We start from the raw sequence: 25,729 nt of genomic DNA, 5'->3' as shown, positions 1-25,729 counted from the left end.
AGAAGAGGAGGTGAGTCGATGAAATGGAGTATTCCAGAGCGAATCGTTGAACAAGGACGCGAATATATGCAAGAAGGCCGGGTCTTATCTATCGTTCAAAATCCAGAAAAAAGGATCTGGTTGTCTGAGGTTTTAGGGGAAGAACTTTATCTTGTTGAATTGGATGGTACCGCCAAAGAACAAGATGTTTGTGAATGTCAATATTGGATGGAACATGGCTATTGCAAACATACAGTGGCAGTTGAACTGGCACTGAAACAACGAGGCGTGTCAAGAATTATTCAAGCGAATCAAACAGTCAGTTTTGAGAAAACAAATCGATCAACAGCTGAAATGTTTACCAAAGGCTTTGCCAAATTAAGCAAAGCTTCTGCCGAAGTTCCCTTGCAGCCTTTACGTTTAGAATTTCATTTAGATGTGATCGAAACGAATAATTACTATCCAGAATTATCAACGATTGGTCTTTCTTTAAAAATTGGTTTGGAAGGCACCAAACCTAAAACATATATTGTGAAAAATATTGGTGATTTTTTACAAGCATATGAAAAAGAAATGACCTTTATGGTGAATAAACAACACCAATTTACCTTGCTACATGATTCTTTTTCAATGGAGATTCAAGAAATTTTAACAGAACTTGCGGCAATTTATCATACCAGCCAATTATTAGGTGCAAACGGTATTCAAGTTAAAGGGAAAATCGACAAACGTTATCTATTATTACCAATTGATCGCAGTCAATCGTTAGTTGAAAAAATGAATCGAACGGGTCAGTTTATATTGACCAATCAAACTCATAAGTATCGCTATCTAACGTTCAAAGAAACCAGTTTGCCACTTACGTTTACAGTGCAAAAAACCGAGGAACAAAGCTTCAAATTAACTATTCAGAATCCTATTACAACGTTTCTAGCCCACTATCACTGGGCGATTGCGGATCAAACGGTTTATTTACTAACAGAAGAGCAGGAAGCCATCTACACCACGTTACTTCAATTAATGAAACGCTTGGAAGAGCCGTCAATTATTTATGAAAAAGAAACAGTTTCTGATTTATTTAGTGAAGTGTTACCATTATTGGAAAAAATTGGTCGAGTGTCTGTTGAAGAATCAGTTGAAGAATTAGTCGTCCACCATCCTTTAAAAGCAGTCTTTATTTTTAAGAAAATTAAAGGTCGGATTAACGCTCGGATTGACTATCACTATGGAGAAGTCATTTTCTCGACAAACCCGAAATATGCTCAATTACCTGAAGTCAATCAAGAAATCGTTCGAGATAAAGCAAAAGAAACAGCAATTAAGCAGCAATTTCAACAGTTTGCCTATCAGCAAACAACCACAGGCTTTGAAAAAGTCTTACCTGCTGGAGAGTCCTTGTATTATTTCTTTAAAGCCGAGGTTCCAGCTTTCCGTCAATTAGGAGAAGTTCGGATGGGACGGAAATTACGGGAATTGTATTTAGATGCCCAGCATCATCAACCAACGATTGAAGTTGCGGAAGGGGATTCTTGGTTGGATATTCGGTTTGATGTCACTGGCATTGATGAAACCGAAATCGATGCAGTATTGACTAGTCTGCTACGTAATGATGCTTTTTATACGTTAAAAAGTGGTGAAATTCTTGCTTTTGACTCAGAGGAATTTTTCCATACAAGTGCAATTTTAACGAAGCTGCGAAAAAATATGCATCAAGAAGACAATGTCATTCATGTGCCCAAAAACCAAGGCCTCATGATCGAAAGTTTATTAGAAGACAACGAGCGAGCACATTTTTCAGATTCCTTTAAAAAAATGGTCACGGATTTAACGCATCCAGAAAACTTTGAAGCGCAAGTCCCCAAATCCTTACAAGCAACGTTACGCCATTACCAAGAAACAGGTTATAAATGGCTGAAAATGCTTAGCCATTATCAATTTGGCGGTATTTTAGCTGATGAAATGGGTTTAGGGAAGACACTGCAAACCATTACCTATTTACTTTCGGAAAAAGAAGAAGAGCGCTTGAAAGGGACAGCTTTGATTGTCGCACCTGCAAGTTTAACCTATAACTGGTTAGCCGAAGTCAAACGTTTTGCGCCAACCTTAAATGTTCAAGTGGTTTCTGGCAACCGCCAAGAACGAGCAGCGCTTTTACAAAATAGCACCGAAGATATTCTGATTACTTCTTATGCAAGTATGCGACAAGATGTTCAGCTTTATCAGGAAATGCGTGTCGGCTATTTGATTTTAGATGAGGCCCAAATGGTTAAAAATAGTGGGACTAAAACGGCGCAAGCCTTAAAAAGTTTAAAAGTACCACAACGTTTTGCATTAAGTGGCACACCAATTGAAAATAATTTAGATGAACTGTGGTCAATTTTTCAAATGATCTTACCGGGATTGTTCCCAGGCAAAAAAGCCTTTCGAGAAATTAAGCCGGAAGAAATTGCCAAAATGATTCAACCATTCATTTTACGACGAGACAAGAAAACGGTGCTCGCAGACTTACCAGAAAAAATTGAAAATAATATGTACAGTGTCTTAACAGAAGAACAAAAAACGGTTTATTTGGCCTATCTAAAACAAATGCAAGCAGATGTTAGTCAAATGGATCAGGCGACCTTCAAGAAAAATCGCATGAGTATTTTAGCAGGCTTGACCCGTTTACGACAAATCTGTTGCGATCCGCGTTTGTTTATTGAGGATTACACGGGAGGTTCTGGCAAAGTGGAACAAGTCAAAGACTTTTTAGTGGCTGCCAAAGAAAACAATCGTCGTGTCCTATTATTTTCTCAGTTCACAAGCATGCTTTCTATCTTAGAAAAAGAATTGAATGAATTAGGTTTAGAGACGTTCTATTTACGAGGAAGTACGAAGCCTCAAGATCGGTTAACGATGGCGAATGCCTTCAATGAAGGAGAAAAAGATGTTTTCTTAATTTCATTGAAAGCAGGGGGAACCGGACTAAATTTAACTGGTGCAGATACAGTTATTTTATACGATTTATGGTGGAATCCCGCAGTCGAAGAACAAGCGGCTGGTCGGGCACACCGCATGGGACAAAAAAAGGTTGTTGAAGTGTGGCGGATGATTGCAGAAGGAACGGTTGAAGAAAAAATGAATTCCTTACAGCAAGAAAAACGCGAGCTGTTCCAAAAAGTGATTCAAGGAAATGAAGAGCAATTAGCGAAAATGACGGAAGAAGATATTCGCACAATTTTAAGCATTGGAGAATAGCCGTTCAACTTAGTTGCTATCTTATTTAAAGAGAAATGGAATAATTCGTTTGAAACAAAAAGAATATATGGAATATCGGCCGCTAGGTGAAGAAATTGAACGGATTCGTAAAGGAAAAAATATTCCTCTGCGTGTCTTTGATGAAAATGGTGTTTCTAGTCGAAGTTATCAACGCTTTGTCCAAGGAAATAGTGAATTGCGTATTTCGGATTTAGCCATTATTGTCGAAATCTTGTCTATTTCGCCGATGGAAATGACAGAAAAATTAACGCCAATGTCCAAAACAGTTTTAGCTAAGGAGCAGTTTAATCAAGCAATCTTTAGTAAAAATTTTCAAGAAAGTAGTCGAATCGTTGCAGATTATCGGGCGTATTATGATAAATCGTCTTTTGCTTTAGGAAAGCAAGAAGTAATGTATTCGATGTTGGCGTTGGAATATCTTTTTAACCCTCAAACGGTTGTGACAAAAGAGGAAATTATTGCATTAGAAAATCAGATTCTGGAACGATTAATTAATGCCGATGTGTATACTATTTTTAATTTGAAATTTTTAGCATTACAAAAAAATGTTGGCTTGCAGCCGTTTCCAACTTCGTTACTTTTTCGTGTACTACAATCTGTCAATGAGCGGGAAATTATTGATATTCGCTCGCTAGAAATTATCGAGCAAGTAATTATTGATTTTTTATTTGCGGCGATTGTCAGCCAAAATGTTCCCCATATTCTTCATGTATTAAGCATGTTTAAAGAATATGAAGTGGGTGAAAATAACTGGCGAATGATCCTCTGGAAAAAAATAGCAGAAAAAATAGAAATGATTTTAACCAATGAAGAAATATTCGCAGATTGGTCAATCTTTAAAGAACAAATCCTCTTATCTATCACATTGTTTTTACCAAAAGCCAAACAAGAATTTTTTGCTGGGCAATTGGAAAAAATAGAGGATAGTTTAAAAGAAATAAAAGAAAACTAGGCATAATTGAGAATTTGTCATAATACATTCTGGTTGTGTTTAGCGACAAAGAGCGCCAAATAGGGGTATAAAACCCTATTTGGCGCTCTTTGTCTTGTCTATACAAATTAATTTGGACAGTTTGTCGTAATTGAACCCATTTTCAGTTGATATTCACTATAATTAAGAAAATATCAGGAGGTGAAGTTTATGAAAAAAATGTGCATCTCCGCAGTTAGTGCCTTACTTTTGGCTAATAGTTTGCTACTTCCTGTAACAACTTTCGCCGAAACGACCGAAACAATCGCATCCTCCAGTGAAGAAAATGTTTCATCTGTTTCAGAAGAAAAGATTCCAGAAACTTCATCGGCAGAAGAGCAAAATTCAGCAACCAGTAGTTCGGAGATTCCCCAATCAGAAGAGTTAACGACTGTTGAAACAAGTGAAGAGCCGCCAAATGAAGCACTAGCGATAACGGAAGCACAACTGATGATGCCCCAATTATACGCAGGTGCTGTCTTAGATAAAGCGACGCCTATCAGTACACTATTTCCTGATCCAGCCTTTGCGGAAAATATCAGAAAACAGTTAAGCAAATCTCGGACCTCTAATACTGTCACCCAAGCAGAATTGGATAAACTGAATAAAGTTATTTTAGAAAATGTCGTTGTTTCTAATGTGGAAGGAGTTCAATACCTAAGAAACTTAGAAGAATTATCTTTTCAAGATTCGCTCAATGTAACAGATTTGAGTCCTTTTGCTAAAGGTGAATTTAAGCTATTACGTTTTTTATATATGAGAAACAATAAAATAGCTGATCTTAGTCCGTTAGGTCAAGCAGGATTAATTAGTTTAGAAGGCTTGTATGTTGAGAACAATCAATTAACGACATTAAATGGACTTGAAGGAATGCCTGCTTTAAAAAATTTAAGTATCCAAAATACGACAGATCATCCGTCAAAAATTACGCCGAATAATCGAGTGACTTCTTTCGACCCGCTTCGTTCTCTTCGTAATTTAGAAACCATTTGGGCTGCCAATAATCAGATTGCTACTTTAGATGGGCTTACGGAAGCAAATAACCTACTCCGTCTTTATGTGGAAAATAATCAATTAAAAACAATTGCGCCCTTGGCGAATAAACCACGTCTAGAAGAGTTGAGTATTATGAATCAAACGATTACTAGTCTGGAAGCTTTAAGCACTGTTCCTAATCTGCGTATACTGTATGCAAGAAACAATCAAATTTCTTCCTTGGCATCGTTAGAGAAAACACTCAATCTAACAGTTTTAGATGTGGGAGAAAATCAAATTTCAGATATCAGTCCGTTAAAAGGCTTAACGGCCATTACAGGGCTAGATGTATCTAATCAAATGATTATCTTATCTTCTGTCGATTATATTGCTGGGAAACCACTGCAATTAAAAAATAAGGTGGTATCTCGTGATGGTCAACTATTTCCACCGCTGACGATTAGCCCTTATGGAAGTTACGATGCCACAAAAGGACTGTTTGAATGGAATTTACCCAAAGCTCATGAAGGCGTTTCTTATATCTGGGAATCAACAGATAAAGCATACTTAGGGAACTTTTCTGGAACAGTCGTCCAACCTGTCAAAGAAGTTTTCTTAAGTGAAACGAAACTATCTTGGTCAAAAGAGCGTATAGAAAAGTCGATGGAAAAAACAATCGATATTGATGACTTTCAAAAAACAGCCCTGTCTTTTTATTGGCAAGATGTCGATGCTGGGAATAGATTACAATTTATTGTCAAAAAAGAGGGCCAAGAAATCCAGAAATTAGCAGATGAAACAACCACTAATTCTAAAACATTTAAGGAAAAAGCCTTGTTATTACCAGAACTAACTTATGGAAAACAGCAGTTGGTCGTGGAAGTCTATGATAAAGGCTACAAGATTGATGAATTAGCGCTAACAGTCACTGTGGTTGGCTCTGTCAGGTTCAAAACGGTACCCACAGCGATTTCCTTTGGGAATGAGCTGCAAATCGCTAGTAGCACGACCCAATATCCAATTGTTTCCATGGATCAACCATTAGTGATACGGGATACTCGTCAAACAGGGAATAATTGGTCGCTTGCACTAACCGTTACTTCTGATTTCAAATCTGAATCAGGTGCTACGTTGCCGAATATTTTAAAATTTAGAACCAACCATCGCTTACAGGACATTCCAGAAGGCCAATCGATTCTTGTTCACAACCAAGTCAATGGACATCAAGAAACAAATATTTCTGATCAATGGAAAGAAAATGACCAAGAGTTGTTATTATCTGTTCCTGGAGGGACGGCCAAAGCAGAAGAATACGAAGCAAAACTAACTTGGCACTTGATGGACGTACCTGATGGCAGTGCAAAATAGGGGGTGAGTCTTATCAAAAAAATAGTTAGCGGTGTATTGCTATTAGGATTGATTTCATCAGTTGATGTATTTGCTGAAACAAATGCCTATCCGACAAATGCAGAAGTTTCTTTTTATGGCGAGTATGAACCACCAGCCAACAAAGAAAAACCAGATGGTAAGATACCACAGCGTTTCCCCAAGCAGTCGGAAGCAATACCAGCAGTGAGTGGAGAATCATTGAAGCATTCAACAAGTAAAACGGTTGATCAAAAAGGCTCAGGCTTCTTACCTCGAACTGGTACTAAACAGCAACAAATGTTTAATTATCTCGGAATAATAGTCATCTTTATGGCTAGTTTTATTTTAAAAAAAAAGAAAGAAGGAACAATAAAATGAAAAAAATTATCTTATCAACAATCCCCGCTATCACTTTAGGCGTGGCTATTGCACCAGAAGTGAATGCAGAAGAAAAAAACTATGAATCAAATGCCATCGTAGAATTTACGCCGGATACCTCTATCAACAAACCAGTCGATCCAGTGAATCCAGATACCGAAAAACCTGTTGAACCCTTTGACCCAACGACACCAGACACTGGTAATAAGCCAAATGAAGGAACAACTGGTCCACTAAGTATCGATTATGCTTCTAGTTTAGACTTTGGCAAAAATAAAATTTCAAATAAAGATGAAAAATATTATGCAAATCCACAATACTTTTTCTTGGCAGACGGTTCTGGTCCTGATTTGACTAATCCTAAACCAAATTATGTACAAATTTCCGACAAACGCGGAACGAATGCCGGTTGGGCCTTAACAGTTAAACAAGAAACACAATTAACAGCGACAAAAGAAACATTAAATAAAGTTTTAGACGGTTCAGAAATTAAATTAAGTCAAAACAAAGCAGTGTCTAATTCCAAAGCAGTCACACCAACTGCGCATGAAGTAACTTTAGTAGCTGGCGATTCATCAAATGTGATGTCTGCCGCTGAAGGTCAAGGTTCTGGAACTTGGCTTAGTGCGTTCGGTGGGATTGAAAAAGTGGAAGTTGACGGTGAAAGCGTAGATAAAAATACAGCAATCACATTAACTGTACCAGGAGCAACACCAAAAGATGCTGTTCAATACAAAACTGTTTTAACATGGACAATCGCTGATTTACCAAGCGTATAATTATTGAAACTATAACAATAGAAGAGAAGGAGCACTAACATGAAAAAAATGACCATCGCAAGCAGCTTAATTTTAGCAACCATCGCGGTAGGCACACTACCAGTTCAAGCAGAGGAAGTGGCTAATCGCGACACAGATGCTATTGTAAAATTTAAAGCACCAGATGAAAAAGATCCCAACAGCAAAAATCCTGTAGTGGATCCAGAAGACAAAGACGGCAAAGATCCTGTGACACCTATCGACCCAGTAAATCCTGACAAACCAGTTGATGAAGGTTCTACAGGTCCCTTAACCTTGGACTATGCTTCAAGTTTAAACTTTGGTGAAAATATCATCAGCACAAAAGATGAAATCTATTTTGCATCAGCACAAGTTTTAAAAGATAAAAATAATGTTGAAAAAACGGGCCCATTATTTGCTCAAATTACAGATAATCGTGGAACTTTAGAAGGCTGGACTTTATCTGCAAAACAAAATTCTGCATTTACTTCTGCTACAAAAGGTCAGACGCTTGAAGGAACTGAAATTGTCTTTCAGAATGCTTCAGCTGTGACAGCAGGACAAAGCGCTGCACCAACAAGTTTAGCGAGCGTAACTTTTGGTACAGTGGGTGAAAGTCATAACGTGATGGTAGCCGCAACAGATCAAGGTGCCGGAAAATGGTCATACTTATACGGCAATGCTAGTTCAATTGCTGAAGTTGACGGCCGTCAAGTAATGAAAGATGTTCAATTAAAAGTGCCAGGTAAATCAGTTAAATTAAACGATGCCTACAAAACAACAATTACTTGGACATTAGCTAATACGCCAGTATAAAAAGAACCTTTTTGGAGAAAGGAAGAGGGGAACTCAGCCTTTCTCCTTTACATAGAAATGGAGTGTAGAGCGAAATGAAAAATAGATATTTTATTCTGATGATCCTAAGTTTTTATTTCTTTGCTTTTGGGATTGAAACCTCAGCAGCAGAATTACGATTTAGTGTTGAAACAGAAATTCCAGAAAACCAAATAGATAAAACAAAAACATATTTTGATTTAATGATGAAACCAAACCAAGAACAAATTTTGAAAGTTCGAGCGGCCAATAGTACAGATGAAAATTTAGTGATTGATGTTAGTGTGAAGTCGGCCACAACAAACAGCAACGGAGTGATTGAATATGGCGAGTCGTTGACAGCTTTAGATAAATCTGCACCAGCAGATTTATCAGAAATCATTCAACTGAAAGACGGCGGTGAGAGTGTTGAATTGCCTGCTAAAAGTGAAAAAGTAGTTGAATTGCGAGTGAAGATGCCTAAAGAAGAGTTTTCAGGGCAACTAGCGGGCGGGATCACGTTTAGTGAAAAAGTCGATGAAACGAAAGACAAGCAAAAAGAAAATACAAACGGCTTAGCAATTGAAAATCGCTATGCCTATACAGTAGCTGTTTTACTTCGAGAAAATGAAACAGTTGTACAACCAGAATTGTCTTTAGAGAAAGTTGAACCGACGCAAAGAAATGCGCGCAGTGTTATTTCTGCAACACTGCTAAACCATGAAGCAGCCTATCTTCAATCAATGAAAGTAACGGCAAATGTTAAAAATAAGAAAACAAATAACGTTATTTTAGAGAAAGAACAAGAAGATATGCAAATGGCGCCCAATTCAATTTTTAATTTCCCTATTCCTTATGAAGAAAATGAAATGGAAGCTGGAACGTATGTATTGGCAATGACTGTGGAAGGCTCAGGAAAAAAATGGCAATTTACGAAAGAATTTACGATCTCAAAAGAGGAAGCAGAAACATTTAATGAGAAAGATGTAACCGTCAAAAAAACGGAATCTAAACTTATTTATCTCTTAATCGGTTTATTGATCCTTTTACTGATAATCTGCCTGTTCATCATTTTACGTCTGAAAAAACAAAAAAATAAATAAAAAAAAGCCGTTCTTCAATTTGAAGAGCGGCTTTTTTTAAAGATTAAATAATTTCTCCACAGTCGGACAAAGTTCGGTGAAACAAGTGACTTCTGCAAGGTGTGATGCAGGTTGGCAACTTGGTAGTTCACGAGAGCGGTGGTTAAACCAAAGAGAATGCCAGCCACCATTACGTGCGCCTACAATATCATTGTCATAACTATCACCAACATATAAAGTATGTTCAGGTTCCATACAAAATTGATTACAGGCTAAATCAAAAATTTCCTTTTCAGGTTTTTGAAAACCCGTACTTTGAGAAATAATGATATTTTGGCTTGGAACCCATTTTTCAAGATTCAATTGTTTAACTTTTTTAAATTGATGGTCTGTTGGACCATTTGTAATAATCCCCATCGGAATTTCTTTCTCTTGTAAAGTATCAAGAAGCTTAGTAACTTCTGGATGCATCGTAATATTATCCAATTCTTCTTCATAAACTTGTTGGAAAATTTTTCCTTCTTCTTGTGAAATTCCTGGATAGTTTAGATCCTTTAATGTTTCATTCATCCGGAAAAACCGCATGAAATCTAGGGACCATTCATTGGCTAAAACTTTCGGAAACGTTTCATCGCTGTGGTGTCTAAAACGAAGATACAATTCATGCATATCCTCTGTCGCAACGTTTGGGAAAATTTTAGTCATCGCATTTCGAAAGGGTTGTTGCTGATCGTACAGCGTGTCATCAACATCAAAAACAATGGTTCTCATTTAACAAGTGCACCTCTTAACTTTTTTACAAAACTTTTCATATGTTATATTGTAGCCGATATTTTCACAAATAAATAGAGTATTTTTCACTGTATTTCAAGGTTTTGTACAGAAATCAAAGCCTTGTGGGAAAAGACAATTATAGTTATTTTTACCGAAAAAATGGAAACGATAAATGAAAAAATATTCTGATAATGAAAAGTTTGTGAAAATGATTTTGAGTCAAAGTTACTTAAATAACACGTGTTCTGATAGAAGTTAGAATTTTGCAAGAGACAGTCTTTTTCCGTATAATGAATGAGAATGAAGGGGGAGAGTTAGGGAGTTATGTTAAAGCGTTTTTTTGGGTATTATCGGCCTTATCGTCGATTATTTATTTTGGATTTTGGGTGTGCCGTTTTTGCGGGGCTGTTAGAGTTGGCTTTTCCAGTAGCAGTCAACCAAGTAATTGATAAGATTATGCCAAAAGGAGATTTTCGCCTCATTGCATTAGCTAGTGCGGGCTTATTTGCATTTTATATAATCAATACGTTTTTACAATTTATTGTGGTTTATTTTGGTCATATGTTAGGCGTGAATATTGAAACAGATATGCGTGAAGAATTATATCAACATCTGCAAACACAACCGTTTGAGTATTATGATAATCAAAAAACAGGGAAATTAATGAGCCGTTTGACCACTGATCTTTTTGAAATTTCGGAAGTGGCGCATCATGGTCCAGAAGACGTCTTTATTACGATTATGACGTTAGCAGGTTCTTTTCTATTAATGTTAACCATTCACGTGAAATTAGCCATCGCTACGTTTATTTTATTGCCATTTATCACGATTGCGCTAGGTTATTTTAATAAGAAAATGACAAAAGCGAATACGGATATTTACGATAATTTAGGTGAATTTAATGCTGGGATTGAAGCGTCAGTAAGTGGGATACGTGTCACGCAATCTTTTGCAAATGAACCATTTGAACGAAAACAGTTTAATTATTTAAATCAAATGTATCGAAAATCGAAATTATATTTTTATAAAGTGATGGGTGTCAGTTCCGCCTATAATTACTTATTAATTCGTCTGATAAATTTATTTTCATTAATTTTTGGTGCGTATTATACAATTAAAGGAGAAATTACAGAAGGACAGTTTGTAGGATTTATTTTATTAGCCAATATTTTTATTCGGCCGATTGAAAAAGTCAACAATATGATTGAAAGCTATCCCAAAGGATTTGCTGGCTTTAAACGTTTTACGGAAGAAATGGACAAACAACCGTCCATCAAAGATTTGCCAGGAGCTGTTGCTGTTTCGCATTTAGAAGGAACGATTGCCTATAAAGATGTTTCATTTGCTTATGAAGATGGCACAAAAGTTTTAGACCATATCAATTTAAAAATTCAACCTGGTGAAACCGTTGCTTTCGTTGGACAAAGTGGTTCAGGAAAAACGACCTTGTGCAATCTGTTGCCTCGTTTTTATGAAGTCAGTAGTGGTGAAATTACGATTGACGGTAGAAATATCCAGCAAATGACCTTGGCTTCATTACGTAAGCAGATTGGAATTGTTCAACAAGATGTGTTTTTATTCCCTGGAACATTACGAGAAAATATTGCTTATGGGAATTTAAATGCTACAGAAATAGACATTCAACAAGCGGTGAAATTAGCACATTTAGAACATGTAATTCAGCTAATGCCAGATGGCTTGGACACAATTATTGGCGAACGTGGCGTGAAATTATCGGGCGGTCAAAAGCAGCGAGTGGCAATTGCGCGAATGTTCTTGAAGAACCCGCCGATTTTAATTCTAGATGAAGCGACTTCTGCATTAGATACAGAAACAGAGCAAGTGATTCAAGAGTCATTAAACTCGTTAGCTGACGGGCGAACAACATTAATTATTGCCCACAGACTGGCAACGATTAAACATGCTGATCGAATAATCGTAGTGAGTGACCAAGGAATTTTAGAAGATGGAACACATGAAACTTTGTACGCGCAAAGAGGTCACTATCGTCGGCTGTACGATGCTCAATTTAGAACATAAAAAAACCCGCGAATAAAACTTCGCGGGTTTTTATTATGTTTAGTTAGCGCCGAACTTTTCTTCCCAAACCAACAGCATTTTTCATTCGTTGAAGTGTTTTGTTGGCTACCAGGCGAGCGTTTTCTGCGCCCTCATCTAAAATCATATCTAATTCTTCTGAAGCTAGAAGCTCTTGGTAGCGCACTTGAATAGGTTCTAATAAGGCAACTACTGCTTCTGCTAAATCTGCTTTGAAGTCTCCATAGCCTTTGCCTTCGTATGCTTGAACAAGTTCCTCAACAGTTTGACCTGTCGCAGCAGAATAAATATTTAGTAAGTTAGTAATACCAGGCTTTTCTTCTTTATTATATTCAATTACACCAGTTGAATCAGTTACAGCAGAGCGGATTTTTTTGCGAATCACTGCTGGCTCATCAAGCATTGAAATAAAGCCCTTCACATTTGTATCAGACTTACTCATCTTTTTCGTTGGTTCCTGTAAGCTCATAATTCGACTACCTTGCTCAGCGATTTTTACTTCAGGCATCGTTAAAATTTCTTGATTTTTTTGGGCATAACGTTTATTGAAGCGTTCCACAAAATCACGTGTTAATTCTAAATGTTGTTTTTGATCATCTCCGACTGGCACTAAGTCAGCATTGTACAACACGATATCACCAACCATTAATGGAGGGTATGTTAAAAGACCAGCGCTTACGCCAGCACGACCATTTTTTTGCGATTTATCTTTAAATTGTGTCATTCGCTCTAACTCACCAATAGAAGTATTGCACTGAATGATCCAACCAGCTTCTGCATGGGCACTCACTTCAGACTGTATGAAAATTGTTGCTTTTTGTGGGTCTAAACCAACCGCTAGGTAAAGAGCTGCTAAGCTACGAATTTGTTGACGTAGCTTTTGCGGTTCTTGGGGAACGGTAATGGCATGTTCATCCACAATACAAAAATAACAATTGTATTCATTTTGTAATTCGATAAATTGTTTCATTGCACCAATGTAATTTCCGATTGTCGGAGTACCACTGGGCTGAATACCAGAAAAAATTGTTTTCATTAAATAACCACCTGACTTTAGACTTAAGATAGTGAATAGTTCTATTATACATTTTATTAGAAAAAAATACATGGGAACTTCTTGAAAAATCACCAAGAGAAGTAAATTATAACAGCAACCATAAAAATAGAAAACTGTATTACTTTTTTACAGAATCATAACGAATATCCATAAAATTTCATAAAAATTAACCCTAATTTTACACGGATGTAATGAAGGAAAAATAAACAAAGTTAATAAAAAATGTTTAAAAACCCCTAGTATTTTTATTAGAAATTAGGTATACTGGTTTTAAATAGAGGAACAGTACAGTTCCCTGTTTCAGAAACGCGATGATTCGCGAAAAGGAGTGATGCACAATGTTGACACTTTATACTTCCCCAAGTTGCACGTCATGTCGTAAGGCTAGAGCCTGGTTGCAAGAGCACGAAATTCCTTTTAAAGAAAGAAATATTTTTTCTGAACCTTTAAATATTGAGGAATTAAAAGCAATTTTAATCATGACAGAAGATGGAACAGAAGAGATTATCTCTACTCGCTCTAAAGTTTTCCAAAAATTAAATATGGATTTGGACGAGCTTCCACTTCAAGATTTATTAGAGTTGGTTCAAGAAAACCCTGGATTGTTGCGTCGGCCAATTATGATTGATGAGAAAAGATTACAAGTCGGTTTTAACGAAGATGAAATTCGCCGATTCTTACCAAGAGATGTTCGACAACTGGAATTGCGCCAAGCACAATTAATGGCAGGTTTATAAAAAATATAAAATTTTGTTCTTTATTTGTTAATTGTAATAAAGAACGATTCATATGAATTTAGGGCCAGGGATTTTTATCTCTGGCTTTTTAATACATATTTAGAACTTGTATTCATTTGATTTGGCAGAACGTGGTCAAGGAAAAATAGTATCTTTTTTGGAGAGACTGCGTTAAGATGAAGAGGTAGAAGGAGCGAAAAACCAATCGTTAAAAAAGTTCAAAGTTTATAAAACGTTCGCTAGTTTTCGAGGATTTATAGACTTTCCACTTTACTTTTGTGTAGTTTTCGCTACAATGAACGTAAGAAGTTTCCTGATTGAAGCAAAGAGAGGTGTAGCGCTATGGAAATGGAACATATTAATGAAAATACGATTCGTGTGTTAATTGGCAACGAAGACCTGGCGGATAGAGGGATTACTTTTCTTGACTTACTAGGAAACCACAAAGATGTTGAAAATTTCTTTTATAGTATTTTAGAAGAAGTTGATGTCGAAGATGAATTCCAAGGTAGTGAAGCAGTCACTTTCCAAGTCTTGCCTAAAAATGATGGTTTAGAACTGTTTATTAGTAAAAATGTCGCTATGGACGACTTGTCTTCCTTAGAAGGTCTGAGCGAAGTCAATGCAGATGTTAGCGAATTAATTCGCAAACAAATTGAAGCAGACAAATCAGCCGCCGATGAACTTGATGAGATGGAAGCCACAGATGAAACAAACAGAAATGTAATCTTTGAATTAGATAATTTTGAAGCGATGATCCAATTATCCAAAGAAGTCTTCATGCAATCTGTTTTGACTAACTTATACACGTACAACGATCGTTATTACTTACAAGTTTTGTTCTTAACCGATGAATTAGAAAAAACAAATGTTGACAATGAAATTGCACAGATTTTAGAATTTGCTCATAAAACAACTGTCACTCAGGATACTTTAGTCGAATATGGCACTTGTATTATGGAACGCAGTGCGTTGGAATTAACACGTTATTACTTTAATGATTAAGCAAAAAAGCAAAAACTTTCGAGTTTTTGCTTTTTTTTTGATGAAAATTAAGAAACTTTGCGTAGTTTATTTATGAGAGGTGAAAATCATGTTAACAGCTTTAACGGCAGACAACCAAGAATTATTTTCTTTAATCGATTGCTCGATTGATGAATTAACACAGATACGAAGCGAACAAGCTTTTGTGTGTCCAATGTGTCATCAATCGGTCATTTTGAAGGCAGGCCCCATTAAAATACCCCATTTTGCTCATCGCAAAAAGAATAGTTGTTGGTACGAAGCAGAAGCTGAAACAGAAGAACACCTCCGCTTGAAGCAGCTTTTTGCGGAAAAGTGTTTACGCGAAAAGCTGTCCTTTCAAGTTGAGGCATACTTACCCAACTTGAAGCAACGCCCAGATTTACTCATTGGGAAGATAGCCATTGAAATTCAATGTAGTCCATTGCCAATTAAACGTTTGGTGGAACGGACGGAGACTTATCAAACTCATGGCTATCAAGTTGTTTGGATTTTAGGTGAACGATTAGTACCTAAAGACAAGCTCACGCAATTAACGAAACAATTTCTTTACTTTTCGGAGTCCTTGGGATTTTATTTATGGACGGCCAATAAGAAACAAGAACGAATAGAGTTACTTTGTCATATTGAAGAGAGTCAATGTCAACAATTTTATAGAAGAAAACAATCATGGGATTTTTACGAAAAAAAATTACTAGAAATCTTCCGACTACCGACCGCTAATTTAAATTTACTGCCAGATAGACGGCACACTGGTCAATTGATGCATGATTATTATCAAAAATTGACGCAACAACTTGGTTACAGAAATGCTCAGTTGCTTAGAACACAGAGCTTTTTATACACGAAAGGTTGTCACCTTCTCCAGTTACCTCCTTGGTTTTACTATCCTGGATTGAAGCTATTACCTTCTTCTGAAGAAGATATTCATTTAAAAATGCTTGTTTGGGAAGCACTAAAAACCGAAGAAGAGCGTTTAGTGACCAAACAGGAACTATGGCGTATCTTGGAAGCTATTTTTTTTGAAGAAGGGAACTTTGTTTGGCAGCCACTGCCGAATATTGGCTTAAAAAAGCTTTTTAAAATCGTGGGGAATAGCTTATTGAGATGGTTACAAGAATGTTATGTGTTAATTAAAGTAAACAATAAGTACCTAATAACTAGTATTTTCCTAAGAGAAGATCCTGAAAAGCTCATTCATTGGCTAAAAAAAGTGAAAAAACAACATTTTTTTAGTCACACGTGTTAAATTATGATAGTATAATGAGTAAAACGTTTCTTAAAGGAGAGTAAACTATGAGCGAAATTAAACAATTACCAACACGTGATGAAGTTCCAACTCCATTGACTTGGGATTTAACCAAAATTTTTAAAGATGATGCTGCTTTTGATGTTGCGTATAATCAGTTGACAGAAGAGCTAAATCAAGCAGAATCATTTAAAGGAACCTTAGGGAATGGTGCAGAAGCTTTTCTAGCTGCGTTAGAATACGTTTTAGATGTCTATCGAAAAGTGGAAACATTATATGTCTATTCTCATTTAAAAAATGATCAAGACACTACAAATACAGCTTACCAAGCTTTATATGCCAGAGCTAGTTCTTTATATGCACAAGTTAGTGAAGCTGTTTCTTGGTTTGACCCAGAGGTTTTAACATTAAGTGATGAACAAATCTGGGGATATTTTGAAGAGCAGCCCAAATTAGCTGTTTATCGTCACTATATTCAAAATATTTTAGATGAACGTCCCCATGTTTTATCGATGGAACAAGAAGCTTTACTGGCGGGGGCTAGTGAAATTTTTGGTGCCTCAAGTAATACATTTTCAATTTTAAATAATGCAGACTTAGAATTTCCAACTGTGCAAAATGCTGAAGGCGAAACGATTCAACTTTCTCATGGCGTTTATGGTCAGTTAATGGAAAGTGTCGATCCATCTGTTCGTGAAGCAGCATTTAAAGGTTTGTACAAAGTGTACAAACAATTTAGAAATACCTTAGCCTCAACTTTAGGTGCACATGTTAAAACGCATAATTATAAAGCAAAAATTAGAAATTATGATTCTGCTCGGGCAGCATCTTTAGCAAGTAATCATATCCCTGAAAGTGTTCACGAAACATTAGTAGCTGTAGTAAATAAACATTTACCTTTGCTACATCGTTATGTAAAATTAAGAAAAAAATTATTAAACGTAGAAGAATTACACATGTACGACTTGTATGCGCCTTTGCTAGGTGAAGCACCAATTCGTTACAGCTATGAAGAAGCAAAAGAAAAAGCAATTGAGGCTTTAAAACCACTAGGTGAAGACTATTTATCTATTGTTAAAGAAGCTTTTTCAAGTCGCTGGATTGATGTGATTGAAAATCAAGGAAAACGAAGTGGCGCATATTCTTCAGGAGCTTATGACACAGCCCCATACATTTTAATGAATTGGCATGATAGTTTGGATCAACTATTTACATTAGTCCATGAGATGGGCCATAGTGTTCATAGTTACTATACAAGAAATAATCAGCCGTATGTTTATGGCGACTATTCAATTTTCTTAGCTGAGATTGCTTCAACCACAAATGAAAATATTTTAACAGAATATTTATTACAAACAGAAACAGATCCTAAAGTACGTGCGTATGTCTTAAATCACTATTTAGACGGCTTTAAGGGAACCATTTTCCGTCAAACCCAATTTGCGGAATTTGAACATTTTATTCACACGGAAGATGCTAAAGGCACGCCATTAACAAGTGAATATTTGAGTGAGTATTATGGCGAGCTCAATGCTAAATATTATGGACCAGAAGTAGTTAGAGACGAAGAAATCAGTTACGAATGGGCGAGAATTCCACATTTTTATTACAATTACTATGTTTATCAATATGCAACTGGCTTCTCAGCCGCTTCGGCATTGTCTAAACATATTTTAGCTGGAGAAGAAGGAGCTTTAGAGAAGTACCTTAACTACTTGAAAGCAGGAAGTAGTGACTTCCCAATTGAAGTGATGAAAAAAGCGGGCGTGGATATGACACAAGCCGCGTATATCGAAGATGCAATGAAAGTTTTTGAAGAACGTTTAACGGAATTAGAAGCTTTGGTTGAAAAATTATAGACAAAAAAAAAGTGGGCTATAAGTCGAAATGACTTATAGCCCACTTTTTAACTCTTAAGATAATCAGTTAACCGCTTTTCTCGCAGCATCTTTTTTATAATAAATGTAAATGTCCATTTGGAAAATGATAATTGGAGCGACGTTTAAATTCAAAGGTTGCGTCACCTTGGTCCAGCAACGGTTCGTTATGTGGATGGACACGACAAAGTTGTTTAATTTCATCCATGTTTTCAAAATTTTCGACTAAAATGCCGAAATCGTTCTCGCAAGTATAGTTGTAAACGACTGCGGTAGGATGTTGTTTAATCCCCATTTCTCGAGCAACTTTTTGGTCGGTTTGGAAAGATTCTTTGACAAAATCGGATTGTCGGTCTTTACGATACATATCAATATCCCCGCCAGCCGCTAGAAGTAGTTCTTCTGATAACTCAGGAGAGTAAGCTAGACCGTCTTCAGCTACTGCTTTTTGTAAGCCAATCAACAATTGTCGGCCTTTTTTTCGGCCTTGTAACTGTGCTGCTTTATAGTCAAGAGCGGCTGAGTATAAATCTTCAAAAATTCGATTCCGTCGTTTAATGTCATTAATCGGAATATGTTGACGACTCAAAAATTCATTGATCGTTTTCATATTTAATAAAGGAATAAAGCGCAATTGTATTTTCTTCTTGTCGTTAACAGACAATTGTATAATTTCTTTTTCAATTTCTAAACAGACGCCGCCTAAAGGATTGACGAACAAATAAATTTCAACCATTCATACTTCCTCCAATGCCATGCTTTTTCAAATACAGGTGCCAGAACGTCAGTGCTTCGAATACTAAGGGGCAGTGGTCCGCATCATGCGTTGAATCTTGTTAGGTGCAAGCGTAATGGGAATGTTCAAATCAGCCATTAATGTTTGAAACGCTTGCTTGCCGCTTTCAGCTTCAGTAACTTCTAACTCTAATTCAAAATCGTGCTGTTGGTTATACCAACTTTCGTCTAACGCAAGTAGTCCTTGAGGAATTTGTTTTTCTGCACGTGCTGTTTTTAATGAACCAATTAAATGGATCGAGGCGATTTCAATACCTAATTCTTGTAATTTCTTCGCCACAGCCCCCTCAGTAGGGAGGTGATTCCTTTTGATAAAGTGGTTCGCCGTCTCAAGCGATAAAGGGTCATTGATTTCTAATAATCCTTCTGGCGCAGGAACTTTTAAGGTTAACTCACCACGATCTGCTAATACGCGAATTCTTAAGCCCATTCGTTGTGCTTTTAATTGAAAATCGTCCGTATCAAAATAATGATTTGTTTGCGTAAAAAAGTCCGTTTTTTGAATAGCAAAATGGTCGATTAATCGTTTGAAATCTTGCGGACTAACTAATGTTTTAAATTCAATTTCTAAGTGCTCACTCATGGGGTTCTCTCTCTTTCTTAAATCACTCCAATTTTCACATATTATATAGGTTTCCGTCAAGAAAAGTGGTCTTCTCTGTGAAAAATTTTTCTAATGAAAGGCGTTTGGAAATCAAATAGCGAATAACACCCTATTTTAGGGAGGACTGTGGTAAAATAATCAGTGAATGAAATTCAAGGAAATTGAGGGATCTACCATGGAACGAGAGTGGGAGCTGTTTTTAGCGCCATATGAACAGGCGGTCAGCGAATTAAAAGTAAAACTACGAGGTATTCGTAAACAATTTCGGGAGCAAGATAAACACATACCAATTGAATTCGTTACAGGACGTGTGAAACCAGTAGATAGTATTTTGACAAAGACGGCTATTCGGCATATTCCTTTAAATCGGATTGAAGAAGAAATGCAAGACATTGCTGGTTTGCGGATTATGTGCCAATTTGTGGAAGACATTTACCAGGTAGTCGCACTTTTAAGAAATCGTAAAGACTTAAAAATTGTGGAAGAACGTGACTACATTGAAAATAAAAAAGAAAGTGGTTATCGTTCGTACCATGTGGTAGTGGAATATCCTGTGCAATTAGTCACCGGGGAAAAGATTATTTTGGCCGAAATACAAATTCGGACACTCTCCATGAATTTTTGGGCAACGATTGAACATTCTTTGAATTATAAATATCAAGGTGTCTTTCCTGAAGAAATGAAAGAACGCCTTCAGCGAGCGGCAGAGGCAGCCTATTTATTAGATGAAGAAATGTCATCTATTCGTGAAGAAATTCAAGAAGCACAACATTATTTCTCTCATGGCCGTGGATTGCTAGAAAACGAATACTATAAGCAAATTAAAAACGAAACACCAGAAAATCAGTAAAGGAGTCTGCTTATGAAAGTGGCGATTGTTCATAACTCGGAAGAAAAATCGAAACAAGTCACAAAACAACTGACAACACTATTAGAGCAAAACCAAATTCAAATAGACAATCGTCAACCTGAACTTGTGATTTCAGTCGGCGGAGATGGTACGCTTCTTTCCGCTTTTCATCGATTTAATCATCTGTTAAACGAAGTAAGTTTCTTAGGTGTACATACCGGACACTTGGGTTTCTATACAGATTGGCGTGATTATGAATTAAAAGAACTAGTTGAGAGTTTGTGTATTCATCGTGAAAAAAGTACGAGTTATCCATTATTAGATGTGCGGATTCGGTTTAGAGATGGGAAACCAGATAAACATTTTTTAGCATTAAATGAATCGACAATTAAACGAGGAAACCGGACGATGGTAGGCGATGTGTTTATTAAAGACGAACTGTTTGAACGATTTCGTGGTGACGGGTTGTCGATTTCGACCCCAACCGGCTCTACTGCGTATAATAAAAGTATTGGTGGGGCTGTTTTGCATCCTAGCATTAATGCGTTTCAGTTAACCGAAATCGCCTCCTTAAACAATCGTGTCTTTCGAACATTGGGGTCACCGATTGTAATCGCACATACGGAGTGGCTGGAGATTAAATTACAGGAAAGTGATGATTATTTTGTCACGGTGGACCAATTAGATATTTATCAAGAAAATATCGCTTCTGTCTGCTATCGAATTGCAGACGAACGGATTCATTTTGCCTCTTATCGGCACATGCATTTTTGGCATCGAGTGAAAGATGCCTTTATTGGTGAGGATTAATTAAACGATGGAATTTCAATGGACATATGACAAAGAAACAACACAACAAGTGAAATATTTTTTAAAGGAACAAGGTGTTTCAAAAGGGTTATTAGCAAAGGTGAAATTTCAGGGTGGTAAAATTCAAGTGAATGGGACCGTTCAAAATGCCATCTATCCTTTACAAACTGGCGATGTCGTTAAAATGACGATTCCAGATGAAGCGGAACATGAGACATTATTAACAGATGATGAACCGATTGAAATTGTGTTTGAAGATGATCATTTTTTAGTAGTTAATAAGCCTGCTGGCATTGCCTCGATACCTGCTCAGTATCATCCTTCAGGAACGATGGCGAATCGTGTTAAGGGCTATTACAAGCGTCAAAATTACGTGAATCAAGTTATTCATGTCGTGACTCGTTTAGATCGAGATACTTCTGGGCTGATGTTATTTGCGAAACACGGCTTTGCTCATGCTTTAATTGACCAAGAATTACGAGAAAAAAAGGTGACAAAAATTTATTATGCCCTTGTTGGTGGAGCGATTGAGCAGTTAAGCGAGCATCAATTGATTGAAAAGCCAATTGGGCGCGACTTGTCCTCTTTATTAAAACGCCAAGTTATCGAAACAGGTCAATTTGCTAGTACAGAATATTGGCTCGCAAAAAGAGGAGCCCAAGCAGCAGCTGTGCGCATTCAGCTCCATACAGGACGAACACATCAAATTCGGGTACATTTTGAAGCAATTGGCTGTTCATTGTTAGGGGATGAGATGTATCATGGAAAGATGGATCAAGGAATTGAGCGGCAAGCGTTGCATTGCATGGAACTAATTTTTACTCATCCTTTTACCAAAGAAACGGTTCATCTGATTTCCCCACTAGCGGAGGATATGAAAAGTGTAGATGATACGTTATAATAATAAAGAGGCAGGAGGGGAAAGTGTAAGATGAATGAAGGCCAAGAAATGGAAGAGCAATTTGCCCTTCTTTTAGAAACGCTAAAAAATCAACAAATGAACGAATTTCGTGAGCTATTTTTAGCGTTACACATTTATGAACAAGGACAATTTTACCAATCGTTAGATGAAAAAGACCGACAACATTTATACAATTACCTATCTCCGAAAGAACTAGCGGATATGTTTGATGTTATCGAAGAAGATAATGAGAATATGAAAGATTATTTAGCTGAAATGCGTCCAAGTTATGCAGCCGATATGTTAGCTGAGATGTATACCGATAATGCGGTGGATTTACTAAATATGTTAGATAAGAGTCAAAAGGCGAAATATCTTAGTTTGTTAAGTAGTGAAGAAGCAGGCGAAATTAAAGAGTTACTTCATTACGAAGATGAAACTGCTGGGGCGATTATGACCACCGAATTTGTTTCGATTGTGGCGAATCAAACAGTGCGTTCTGCGATGTACGTCTTAAAGAATCAAGCGGACATGGCGGAAACAATCTATTACGTTTACGTAGTCGACCAAGAAAATCATTTAGTCGGCGTTATTTCGTTGCGGGATTTAATTGTTAATGATGATGATACCTTGATTGCTGATATTTTGAATGAACGGGTTATTTCAGTTCATGTTGGCGATGACCAAGAAGATGTCGCGCAAACAATTCGTGACTATGACTTCTTAGCTGTGCCAGTTACAGATTATGATGATCATTTGTTGGGGATTGTAACAGTTGATGATATTATTGATGTTATCGATGATGAAGCCGCTAGCGACTACTCTGGTTTAGCCGGGGTCGACGTTGAAGAAGTTAGTGAGAACCCTTTAAAAGCCGCTTCTAAACGATTACCTTGGTTAATTACGCTGCTGTTTTTAGGGATGTCTACGGCCTCGTTAATCAGTAATTATGAGTCGTTAGTTAGCGAAGCGAGTATTTTAGCCGTTTTTATTTCTTTAATTACCGGAACAGCCGGCAATGCCGGGACACAATCATTGGCGGTCGCGGTACGCCGTTTGGCTATGAAAGATGAAAAGGATAGTAATTTTGGTCGCTTAATCTTAAGTGAAGTACTCACGGGACTAGTTACGGGGGCTGTGACAGGTTTAACCATTATGATTGTGGTTGGCGTGTGGCAACATAATCTTCCGCTTGGATTTGTGATTGGGATGGCAATGCTCTGTGCAATTACTGTGGCGAATTTGGCAGGGAGTTTAATCCCAATGTTAATGGATAAATTAGGGTTTGATCCCGCAGTTGCCAGTGGCCCGTTTATTACTACCTTAAGTGATTTAACCAGTGTATTAATTTATTTTAATATTGCCAGCATGTTTATGCGTTATTTTGTTTAAAAAATTGCACTTATTTATCATGAGACTGAGGTAAAAGGATTCGTTGGTTTGCTTGAAATCAAAAAAGTGAGATAGCCGTTAATACGACGGCTACCTCACTTTTTTAGATACAAGAAATTAAACAATTTTTGTGCCATGGACTTCTGTGACTTTTAAAGTGTCCATCACAGTTTGAACGTTTTCTGTGGAAATACCGCCACCTGGTAAAATAAGAATCCGTTGATCTGCGTAGGCAATTAATTCTTTTAAATGATCAAAGTTGTCTTCGATAGGGGTACCAGCTGGCCCGCCATGAGTTAAAATACGTGTCACACCACGCTCAGCTAACCAGTCGATCGCCTTAAATTGGTTTTCTTTCGACAAGGCATCAAAAGCCATATGGAAAGTGATTTGCAAGCCTTCAGCTGTTTCAATGAATAAGTCCAAAGCTTCTTCATCTAACCAACCGTCCTCAGTTAAACAGCCAATAACAATGCCGTCGGTTCCTAATTTCTTTGCTTCGATTAAATCGGTATGCATAATTTTTAATTCAATATCATTATAGACAAAATTGCCGCCACGAGGACGAATGATTGTCATCACTGGTACAGAATGTTCGCCAGCGTATGCTAAGACTTCTTCAATAACACCAGTACTTGGCGTCGTTCCACCCACGGCTAAGTTATCGCATAATTCGATGCGATTCGCACCTTTTTGAATGGCTTGGGGAATCTTAGTGAAATTTTCGGCACAGAATTCTTTAATCATTTCTTATCGCTCCTTGCTTTTTCTTCACAGGCATTGTACCATAATTCTGCTTACTACCATAGCCCTGAAAAAAAGAGTGCAACTTTTTATAAGAGAAAATGTTCATTTAATGAACGTAAGGAGTTTTAAATGTTAAAGAAAATTGAACGAGCACAACAATTATTGAAAAAAGAAGCAGCCGTTTTTCGCTGTCCAACTTGTCATGAACCAATGCATGTAGAAGGGGTTGGTCTGATTTGTCAACAGAGGCATCAATTTGATTTATCCAAGAAAGGTACGCTATACTTTCTAAATCATGGCGTTCAGACAGAATATAATAAAAAAATGTTTACTTCTCGAGGAAAAATGATTCAAAGTGGCATGTACGCGCCTGTTTTAAACAAAATTATGCACTATCTTCCTCAAAATAAAACAGTAGTCGATGTTGGTTGTGGTGAAGGGAGTTTTCTAGCTGAGTTAAGTCAAGCAGGCTTATCTGGACTGAAAATCGGGTTTGATTTATCAAAGGAAGGAATCTATTTAGCAAGTAATCAGCCAATTGATGCGTTTTGGTGTGTGGCGGATTTAACGAATTTGCCATTTGCGAATGAAGGGCTTGATACGATTTTGAATATTTTTTCTCCTTCACATTATCAAGAATTTCGGCGAGTACTAAAAGCTGATGGGACTGTGATTAAAATTATTCCTGAAGAGAATTACTTAAAGGAATTACGAGCGGCTTTTTATCCCAATGACGAAAAGAAACAAAGTTATTCCAATCAAAAAGTAGTCCAACGTTTTGCCGAGGAATTAGCTGTGGAAGTAGATGAACGAATAACTTATTGCTTTGACATTCCCGAGGAAAGACGGTTGGATTTATTAGAAATGTCGCCATTAGAGTGGCAAGTTTCTCAAGAAGTTAAAGCCGAGCTACAACAGCGACCATTGGAAAAAATCACGATTGACGTCCGCTTGTTAGTAGGTCGTAAAAGATAGACTTTTTTGTGAAGAAAATCCTAAAAAAGTCTTGCAATAAAGTGACATTGGTGTTATATTACTTACAAGTTGTTTTTTCATTGGTTTTTATCAGGGTCCTGTTCTGATAAAAGTTAGTGAAGAGACCTTCACTAACGTAACGACTCGCCGTGCTAGACACCGAGACGGTACGTTTTTTTTATTGGTTAGAATAGCTGCCGCCTGACATCATCGCGTCATGCGGTTTTTTTTGAAAATAAGTATTGTGGGCGCTATTTATTTTGAATTTATGCTAAAAT

General features: G+C 37.0%; 22 protein-coding genes. 17 read left to right on the top strand and 5 right to left on the bottom strand.

All coding sequences use genetic code 11. The features are described 5' to 3' along the window. Nucleotides 1-18: 18 nt before the first annotated feature. The 7 genes from IGJ46_RS10195 (at nt 19) to elrE (ending at nt 9,623) form a co-directional block, all read left to right on the top strand. A complete protein-coding gene (locus IGJ46_RS10195) occupies nt 19-3,216 on the top strand; it encodes a DEAD/DEAH box helicase (protein WP_002356465.1) in 3,198 nt (1,065 codons plus the stop codon). Nucleotides 3,217-3,283: 67 nt separating this feature from the next. Next, complete coding sequence (gene elrR, locus IGJ46_RS10190) at nt 3,284-4,189, top strand: Rgg family transcriptional regulator ElrR (protein ID WP_002384093.1); 906 nt, start codon at nt 3,284-3,286, stop codon at nt 4,187-4,189. Nucleotides 4,190-4,378: 189 nt separating this feature from the next. Beyond that, on the top strand, nt 4,379-6,550 hold the full coding sequence (gene elrA / locus IGJ46_RS10185; RefSeq protein WP_142956534.1) for an enterococcal leucine-rich protein ElrA: 2,172 nt from the start codon (nt 4,379-4,381) through the stop codon (nt 6,548-6,550). Between the two features lie 3 nt (nt 6,551-6,553). Beyond that, nucleotides 6,554-6,928, top strand: a complete 375-nt coding sequence (gene elrB / locus IGJ46_RS10180; RefSeq protein WP_104846388.1) for an LPXTG anchor domain-containing protein ElrB — start codon at nt 6,554-6,556, stop codon at nt 6,926-6,928. Next, nucleotides 6,925-7,707 (top strand): WxL domain-containing protein ElrC, encoded by a 783-nt coding sequence (gene elrC / locus IGJ46_RS10175; protein WP_002362540.1) that lies wholly within the window; start codon nt 6,925-6,927, stop codon nt 7,705-7,707. The genes elrB and elrC overlap by 4 nt, the downstream gene beginning before the upstream one ends. Before the next feature lie 39 nt (nt 7,708-7,746). Further along, complete coding sequence (elrD, locus tag IGJ46_RS10170; RefSeq protein WP_002362542.1) at nt 7,747-8,523, top strand: WxL domain-containing protein ElrD; 777 nt, start codon at nt 7,747-7,749, stop codon at nt 8,521-8,523. Nucleotides 8,524-8,597: 74 nt separating this feature from the next. Beyond that, complete coding sequence (gene elrE, locus IGJ46_RS10165; protein WP_142956535.1) at nt 8,598-9,623, top strand: transmembrane protein ElrE; 1,026 nt, start codon at nt 8,598-8,600, stop codon at nt 9,621-9,623. A gap of 36 nt (nt 9,624-9,659) precedes the next feature. Here the strand turns inward: elrE and IGJ46_RS10160 are convergent, their stop codons facing one another. Continuing rightward, nucleotides 9,660-10,373, bottom strand: coding sequence for an HAD family hydrolase (locus tag IGJ46_RS10160; protein ID WP_002356474.1), 714 nt, complete (start codon nt 10,371-10,373; stop codon nt 9,660-9,662). 327 nt (nt 10,374-10,700) lie between these two features. On the opposite strand from IGJ46_RS10160, the gene IGJ46_RS10155 reads away from it, so the two are divergent. After that, the gene (locus IGJ46_RS10155) at nt 10,701-12,416 is read left to right on the top strand and encodes an ABC transporter ATP-binding protein (protein ID WP_002394119.1); all 1,716 of its coding nucleotides are present in this window, start codon (nt 10,701-10,703) and stop codon (nt 12,414-12,416) included. 43 nt (nt 12,417-12,459) lie between these two features. On the opposite strand, the gene trpS is transcribed toward IGJ46_RS10155, so the two are convergent. After that, a complete protein-coding gene (trpS, locus tag IGJ46_RS10150) occupies nt 12,460-13,470 on the bottom strand; it encodes a tryptophan--tRNA ligase (protein WP_002356476.1) in 1,011 nt (336 codons plus the stop codon). A 359-nt stretch (nt 13,471-13,829) separates the two neighbouring features. Here trpS and spxA point away from each other — a divergent pair, with 359 nt between their 5' ends. The 4 genes from spxA (at nt 13,830) to pepF (ending at nt 18,359) form a co-directional block, all read left to right on the top strand. After that, nucleotides 13,830-14,228: a transcriptional regulator SpxA gene (gene spxA / locus IGJ46_RS10145; protein ID WP_002356477.1), complete on the top strand. Its 399-nt coding sequence runs from the start codon at nt 13,830-13,832 to the stop codon at nt 14,226-14,228. A gap of 342 nt (nt 14,229-14,570) precedes the next feature. Continuing rightward, on the top strand, nt 14,571-15,233 hold the full coding sequence (locus IGJ46_RS10140; RefSeq protein ID WP_218391237.1) for an adaptor protein MecA: 663 nt from the start codon (nt 14,571-14,573) through the stop codon (nt 15,231-15,233). An 88-nt stretch (nt 15,234-15,321) separates the two neighbouring features. Then, a complete protein-coding gene (locus IGJ46_RS10135; RefSeq protein WP_010709860.1) occupies nt 15,322-16,500 on the top strand; it encodes a competence protein CoiA in 1,179 nt (392 codons plus the stop codon). Between the two features lie 47 nt (nt 16,501-16,547). Then, a complete protein-coding gene (gene pepF / locus IGJ46_RS10130) occupies nt 16,548-18,359 on the top strand; it encodes an oligoendopeptidase F (RefSeq protein ID WP_002380671.1) in 1,812 nt (603 codons plus the stop codon). A gap of 94 nt (nt 18,360-18,453) precedes the next feature. Here the strand turns inward: pepF and IGJ46_RS10125 are convergent, their stop codons facing one another. Both IGJ46_RS10125 and IGJ46_RS10120 read right to left on the bottom strand, forming a co-directional pair. After that, nucleotides 18,454-19,113, bottom strand: a complete 660-nt coding sequence (locus IGJ46_RS10125; protein ID WP_002356482.1) for a ClpXP adapter SpxH family protein — start codon at nt 19,111-19,113, stop codon at nt 18,454-18,456. A 63-nt stretch (nt 19,114-19,176) separates the two neighbouring features. Further along, nucleotides 19,177-19,755 carry a CYTH domain-containing protein gene (locus IGJ46_RS10120; RefSeq protein WP_002356483.1) on the bottom strand — a complete coding sequence of 193 codons (579 nt, stop codon included), beginning with the start codon at nt 19,753-19,755 and terminating at the stop codon, nt 19,177-19,179. Between the two features lie 196 nt (nt 19,756-19,951). Here IGJ46_RS10120 and IGJ46_RS10115 point away from each other — a divergent pair, with 196 nt between their 5' ends. From IGJ46_RS10115 to mgtE, 4 genes are read left to right on the top strand one after another with little or no spacing between them, the layout of a single operon-like run. Then, nucleotides 19,952-20,626 (top strand): GTP pyrophosphokinase, encoded by a 675-nt coding sequence (locus IGJ46_RS10115; RefSeq protein ID WP_002356484.1) that lies wholly within the window; start codon nt 19,952-19,954, stop codon nt 20,624-20,626. Between the two features lie 12 nt (nt 20,627-20,638). Further along, nucleotides 20,639-21,436 (top strand): NAD kinase, encoded by a 798-nt coding sequence (locus IGJ46_RS10110; RefSeq protein ID WP_002356486.1) that lies wholly within the window; start codon nt 20,639-20,641, stop codon nt 21,434-21,436. Nucleotides 21,437-21,443: 7 nt separating this feature from the next. Then, nucleotides 21,444-22,337 carry an RluA family pseudouridine synthase gene (locus IGJ46_RS10105; protein ID WP_002356487.1) on the top strand — a complete coding sequence of 298 codons (894 nt, stop codon included), beginning with the start codon at nt 21,444-21,446 and terminating at the stop codon, nt 22,335-22,337. A gap of 30 nt (nt 22,338-22,367) precedes the next feature. After that, a complete protein-coding gene (mgtE, locus tag IGJ46_RS10100) occupies nt 22,368-23,729 on the top strand; it encodes a magnesium transporter (RefSeq protein WP_002362548.1) in 1,362 nt (453 codons plus the stop codon). Nucleotides 23,730-23,846: 117 nt separating this feature from the next. Here the strand turns inward: mgtE and cutC are convergent, their stop codons facing one another. After that, on the bottom strand, nt 23,847-24,476 hold the full coding sequence (gene cutC, locus IGJ46_RS10095) for a copper homeostasis protein CutC (RefSeq protein ID WP_002359565.1): 630 nt from the start codon (nt 24,474-24,476) through the stop codon (nt 23,847-23,849). A 129-nt stretch (nt 24,477-24,605) separates the two neighbouring features. On the opposite strand from cutC, the gene IGJ46_RS10090 reads away from it, so the two are divergent. After that, complete coding sequence (locus IGJ46_RS10090) at nt 24,606-25,451, top strand: methyltransferase domain-containing protein (protein WP_002362280.1); 846 nt, start codon at nt 24,606-24,608, stop codon at nt 25,449-25,451. Nucleotides 25,452-25,729 lie beyond the last annotated feature (278 nt).

The sequence above is a fragment of the Enterococcus sp. AZ120 genome (assembly GCF_050546165.1).
Classification (GTDB): Bacteria; Bacillota; Bacilli; order Lactobacillales; family Enterococcaceae; genus Enterococcus; species Enterococcus faecalis.
This window is presented reverse-complemented; position numbering and strand designations above follow the sequence as displayed.

Excerpts from the sequence above, each read along its gene's own strand:
- IGJ46_RS10195 (WP_002356465.1), top strand. The coding sequence starts at position 19 with ATGAAATGGAGTATTCCAGAGCGAATCGTTGAACAAGGACGCGAATAT.
- elrR (WP_002384093.1), top strand. The coding sequence starts at position 3,284 with ATGGAATATCGGCCGCTAGGTGAAGAAATTGAACGGATTCGTAAAGGA.
- elrA (WP_142956534.1), top strand. The coding sequence starts at position 4,379 with ATGAAAAAAATGTGCATCTCCGCAGTTAGTGCCTTACTTTTGGCTAAT.
- elrC (WP_002362540.1), top strand. The coding sequence starts at position 6,925 with ATGAAAAAAATTATCTTATCAACAATCCCCGCTATCACTTTAGGCGTG.
- elrD (WP_002362542.1), top strand. The coding sequence starts at position 7,747 with ATGAAAAAAATGACCATCGCAAGCAGCTTAATTTTAGCAACCATCGCG.
- elrE (WP_142956535.1), top strand. The coding sequence starts at position 8,598 with ATGAAAAATAGATATTTTATTCTGATGATCCTAAGTTTTTATTTCTTT.
- IGJ46_RS10160 (WP_002356474.1), bottom strand. The coding sequence starts at position 10,373 with ATGAGAACCATTGTTTTTGATGTTGATGACACGCTGTACGATCAGCAA.
- IGJ46_RS10155 (WP_002394119.1), top strand. The coding sequence starts at position 10,701 with ATGTTAAAGCGTTTTTTTGGGTATTATCGGCCTTATCGTCGATTATTT.
- trpS (WP_002356476.1), bottom strand. The coding sequence starts at position 13,470 with ATGAAAACAATTTTTTCTGGTATTCAGCCCAGTGGTACTCCGACAATC.
- spxA (WP_002356477.1), top strand. The coding sequence starts at position 13,830 with ATGTTGACACTTTATACTTCCCCAAGTTGCACGTCATGTCGTAAGGCT.
- IGJ46_RS10140 (WP_218391237.1), top strand. The coding sequence starts at position 14,571 with ATGGAAATGGAACATATTAATGAAAATACGATTCGTGTGTTAATTGGC.
- IGJ46_RS10135 (WP_010709860.1), top strand. The coding sequence starts at position 15,322 with ATGTTAACAGCTTTAACGGCAGACAACCAAGAATTATTTTCTTTAATC.
- pepF (WP_002380671.1), top strand. The coding sequence starts at position 16,548 with ATGAGCGAAATTAAACAATTACCAACACGTGATGAAGTTCCAACTCCA.
- IGJ46_RS10125 (WP_002356482.1), bottom strand. The coding sequence starts at position 19,113 with ATGGTTGAAATTTATTTGTTCGTCAATCCTTTAGGCGGCGTCTGTTTA.
- IGJ46_RS10120 (WP_002356483.1), bottom strand. The coding sequence starts at position 19,755 with ATGAGTGAGCACTTAGAAATTGAATTTAAAACATTAGTTAGTCCGCAA.
- IGJ46_RS10115 (WP_002356484.1), top strand. The coding sequence starts at position 19,952 with ATGGAACGAGAGTGGGAGCTGTTTTTAGCGCCATATGAACAGGCGGTC.
- IGJ46_RS10110 (WP_002356486.1), top strand. The coding sequence starts at position 20,639 with ATGAAAGTGGCGATTGTTCATAACTCGGAAGAAAAATCGAAACAAGTC.
- IGJ46_RS10105 (WP_002356487.1), top strand. The coding sequence starts at position 21,444 with ATGGAATTTCAATGGACATATGACAAAGAAACAACACAACAAGTGAAA.
- mgtE (WP_002362548.1), top strand. The coding sequence starts at position 22,368 with ATGAATGAAGGCCAAGAAATGGAAGAGCAATTTGCCCTTCTTTTAGAA.
- cutC (WP_002359565.1), bottom strand. The coding sequence starts at position 24,476 with ATGATTAAAGAATTCTGTGCCGAAAATTTCACTAAGATTCCCCAAGCC.
- IGJ46_RS10090 (WP_002362280.1), top strand. The coding sequence starts at position 24,606 with ATGTTAAAGAAAATTGAACGAGCACAACAATTATTGAAAAAAGAAGCA.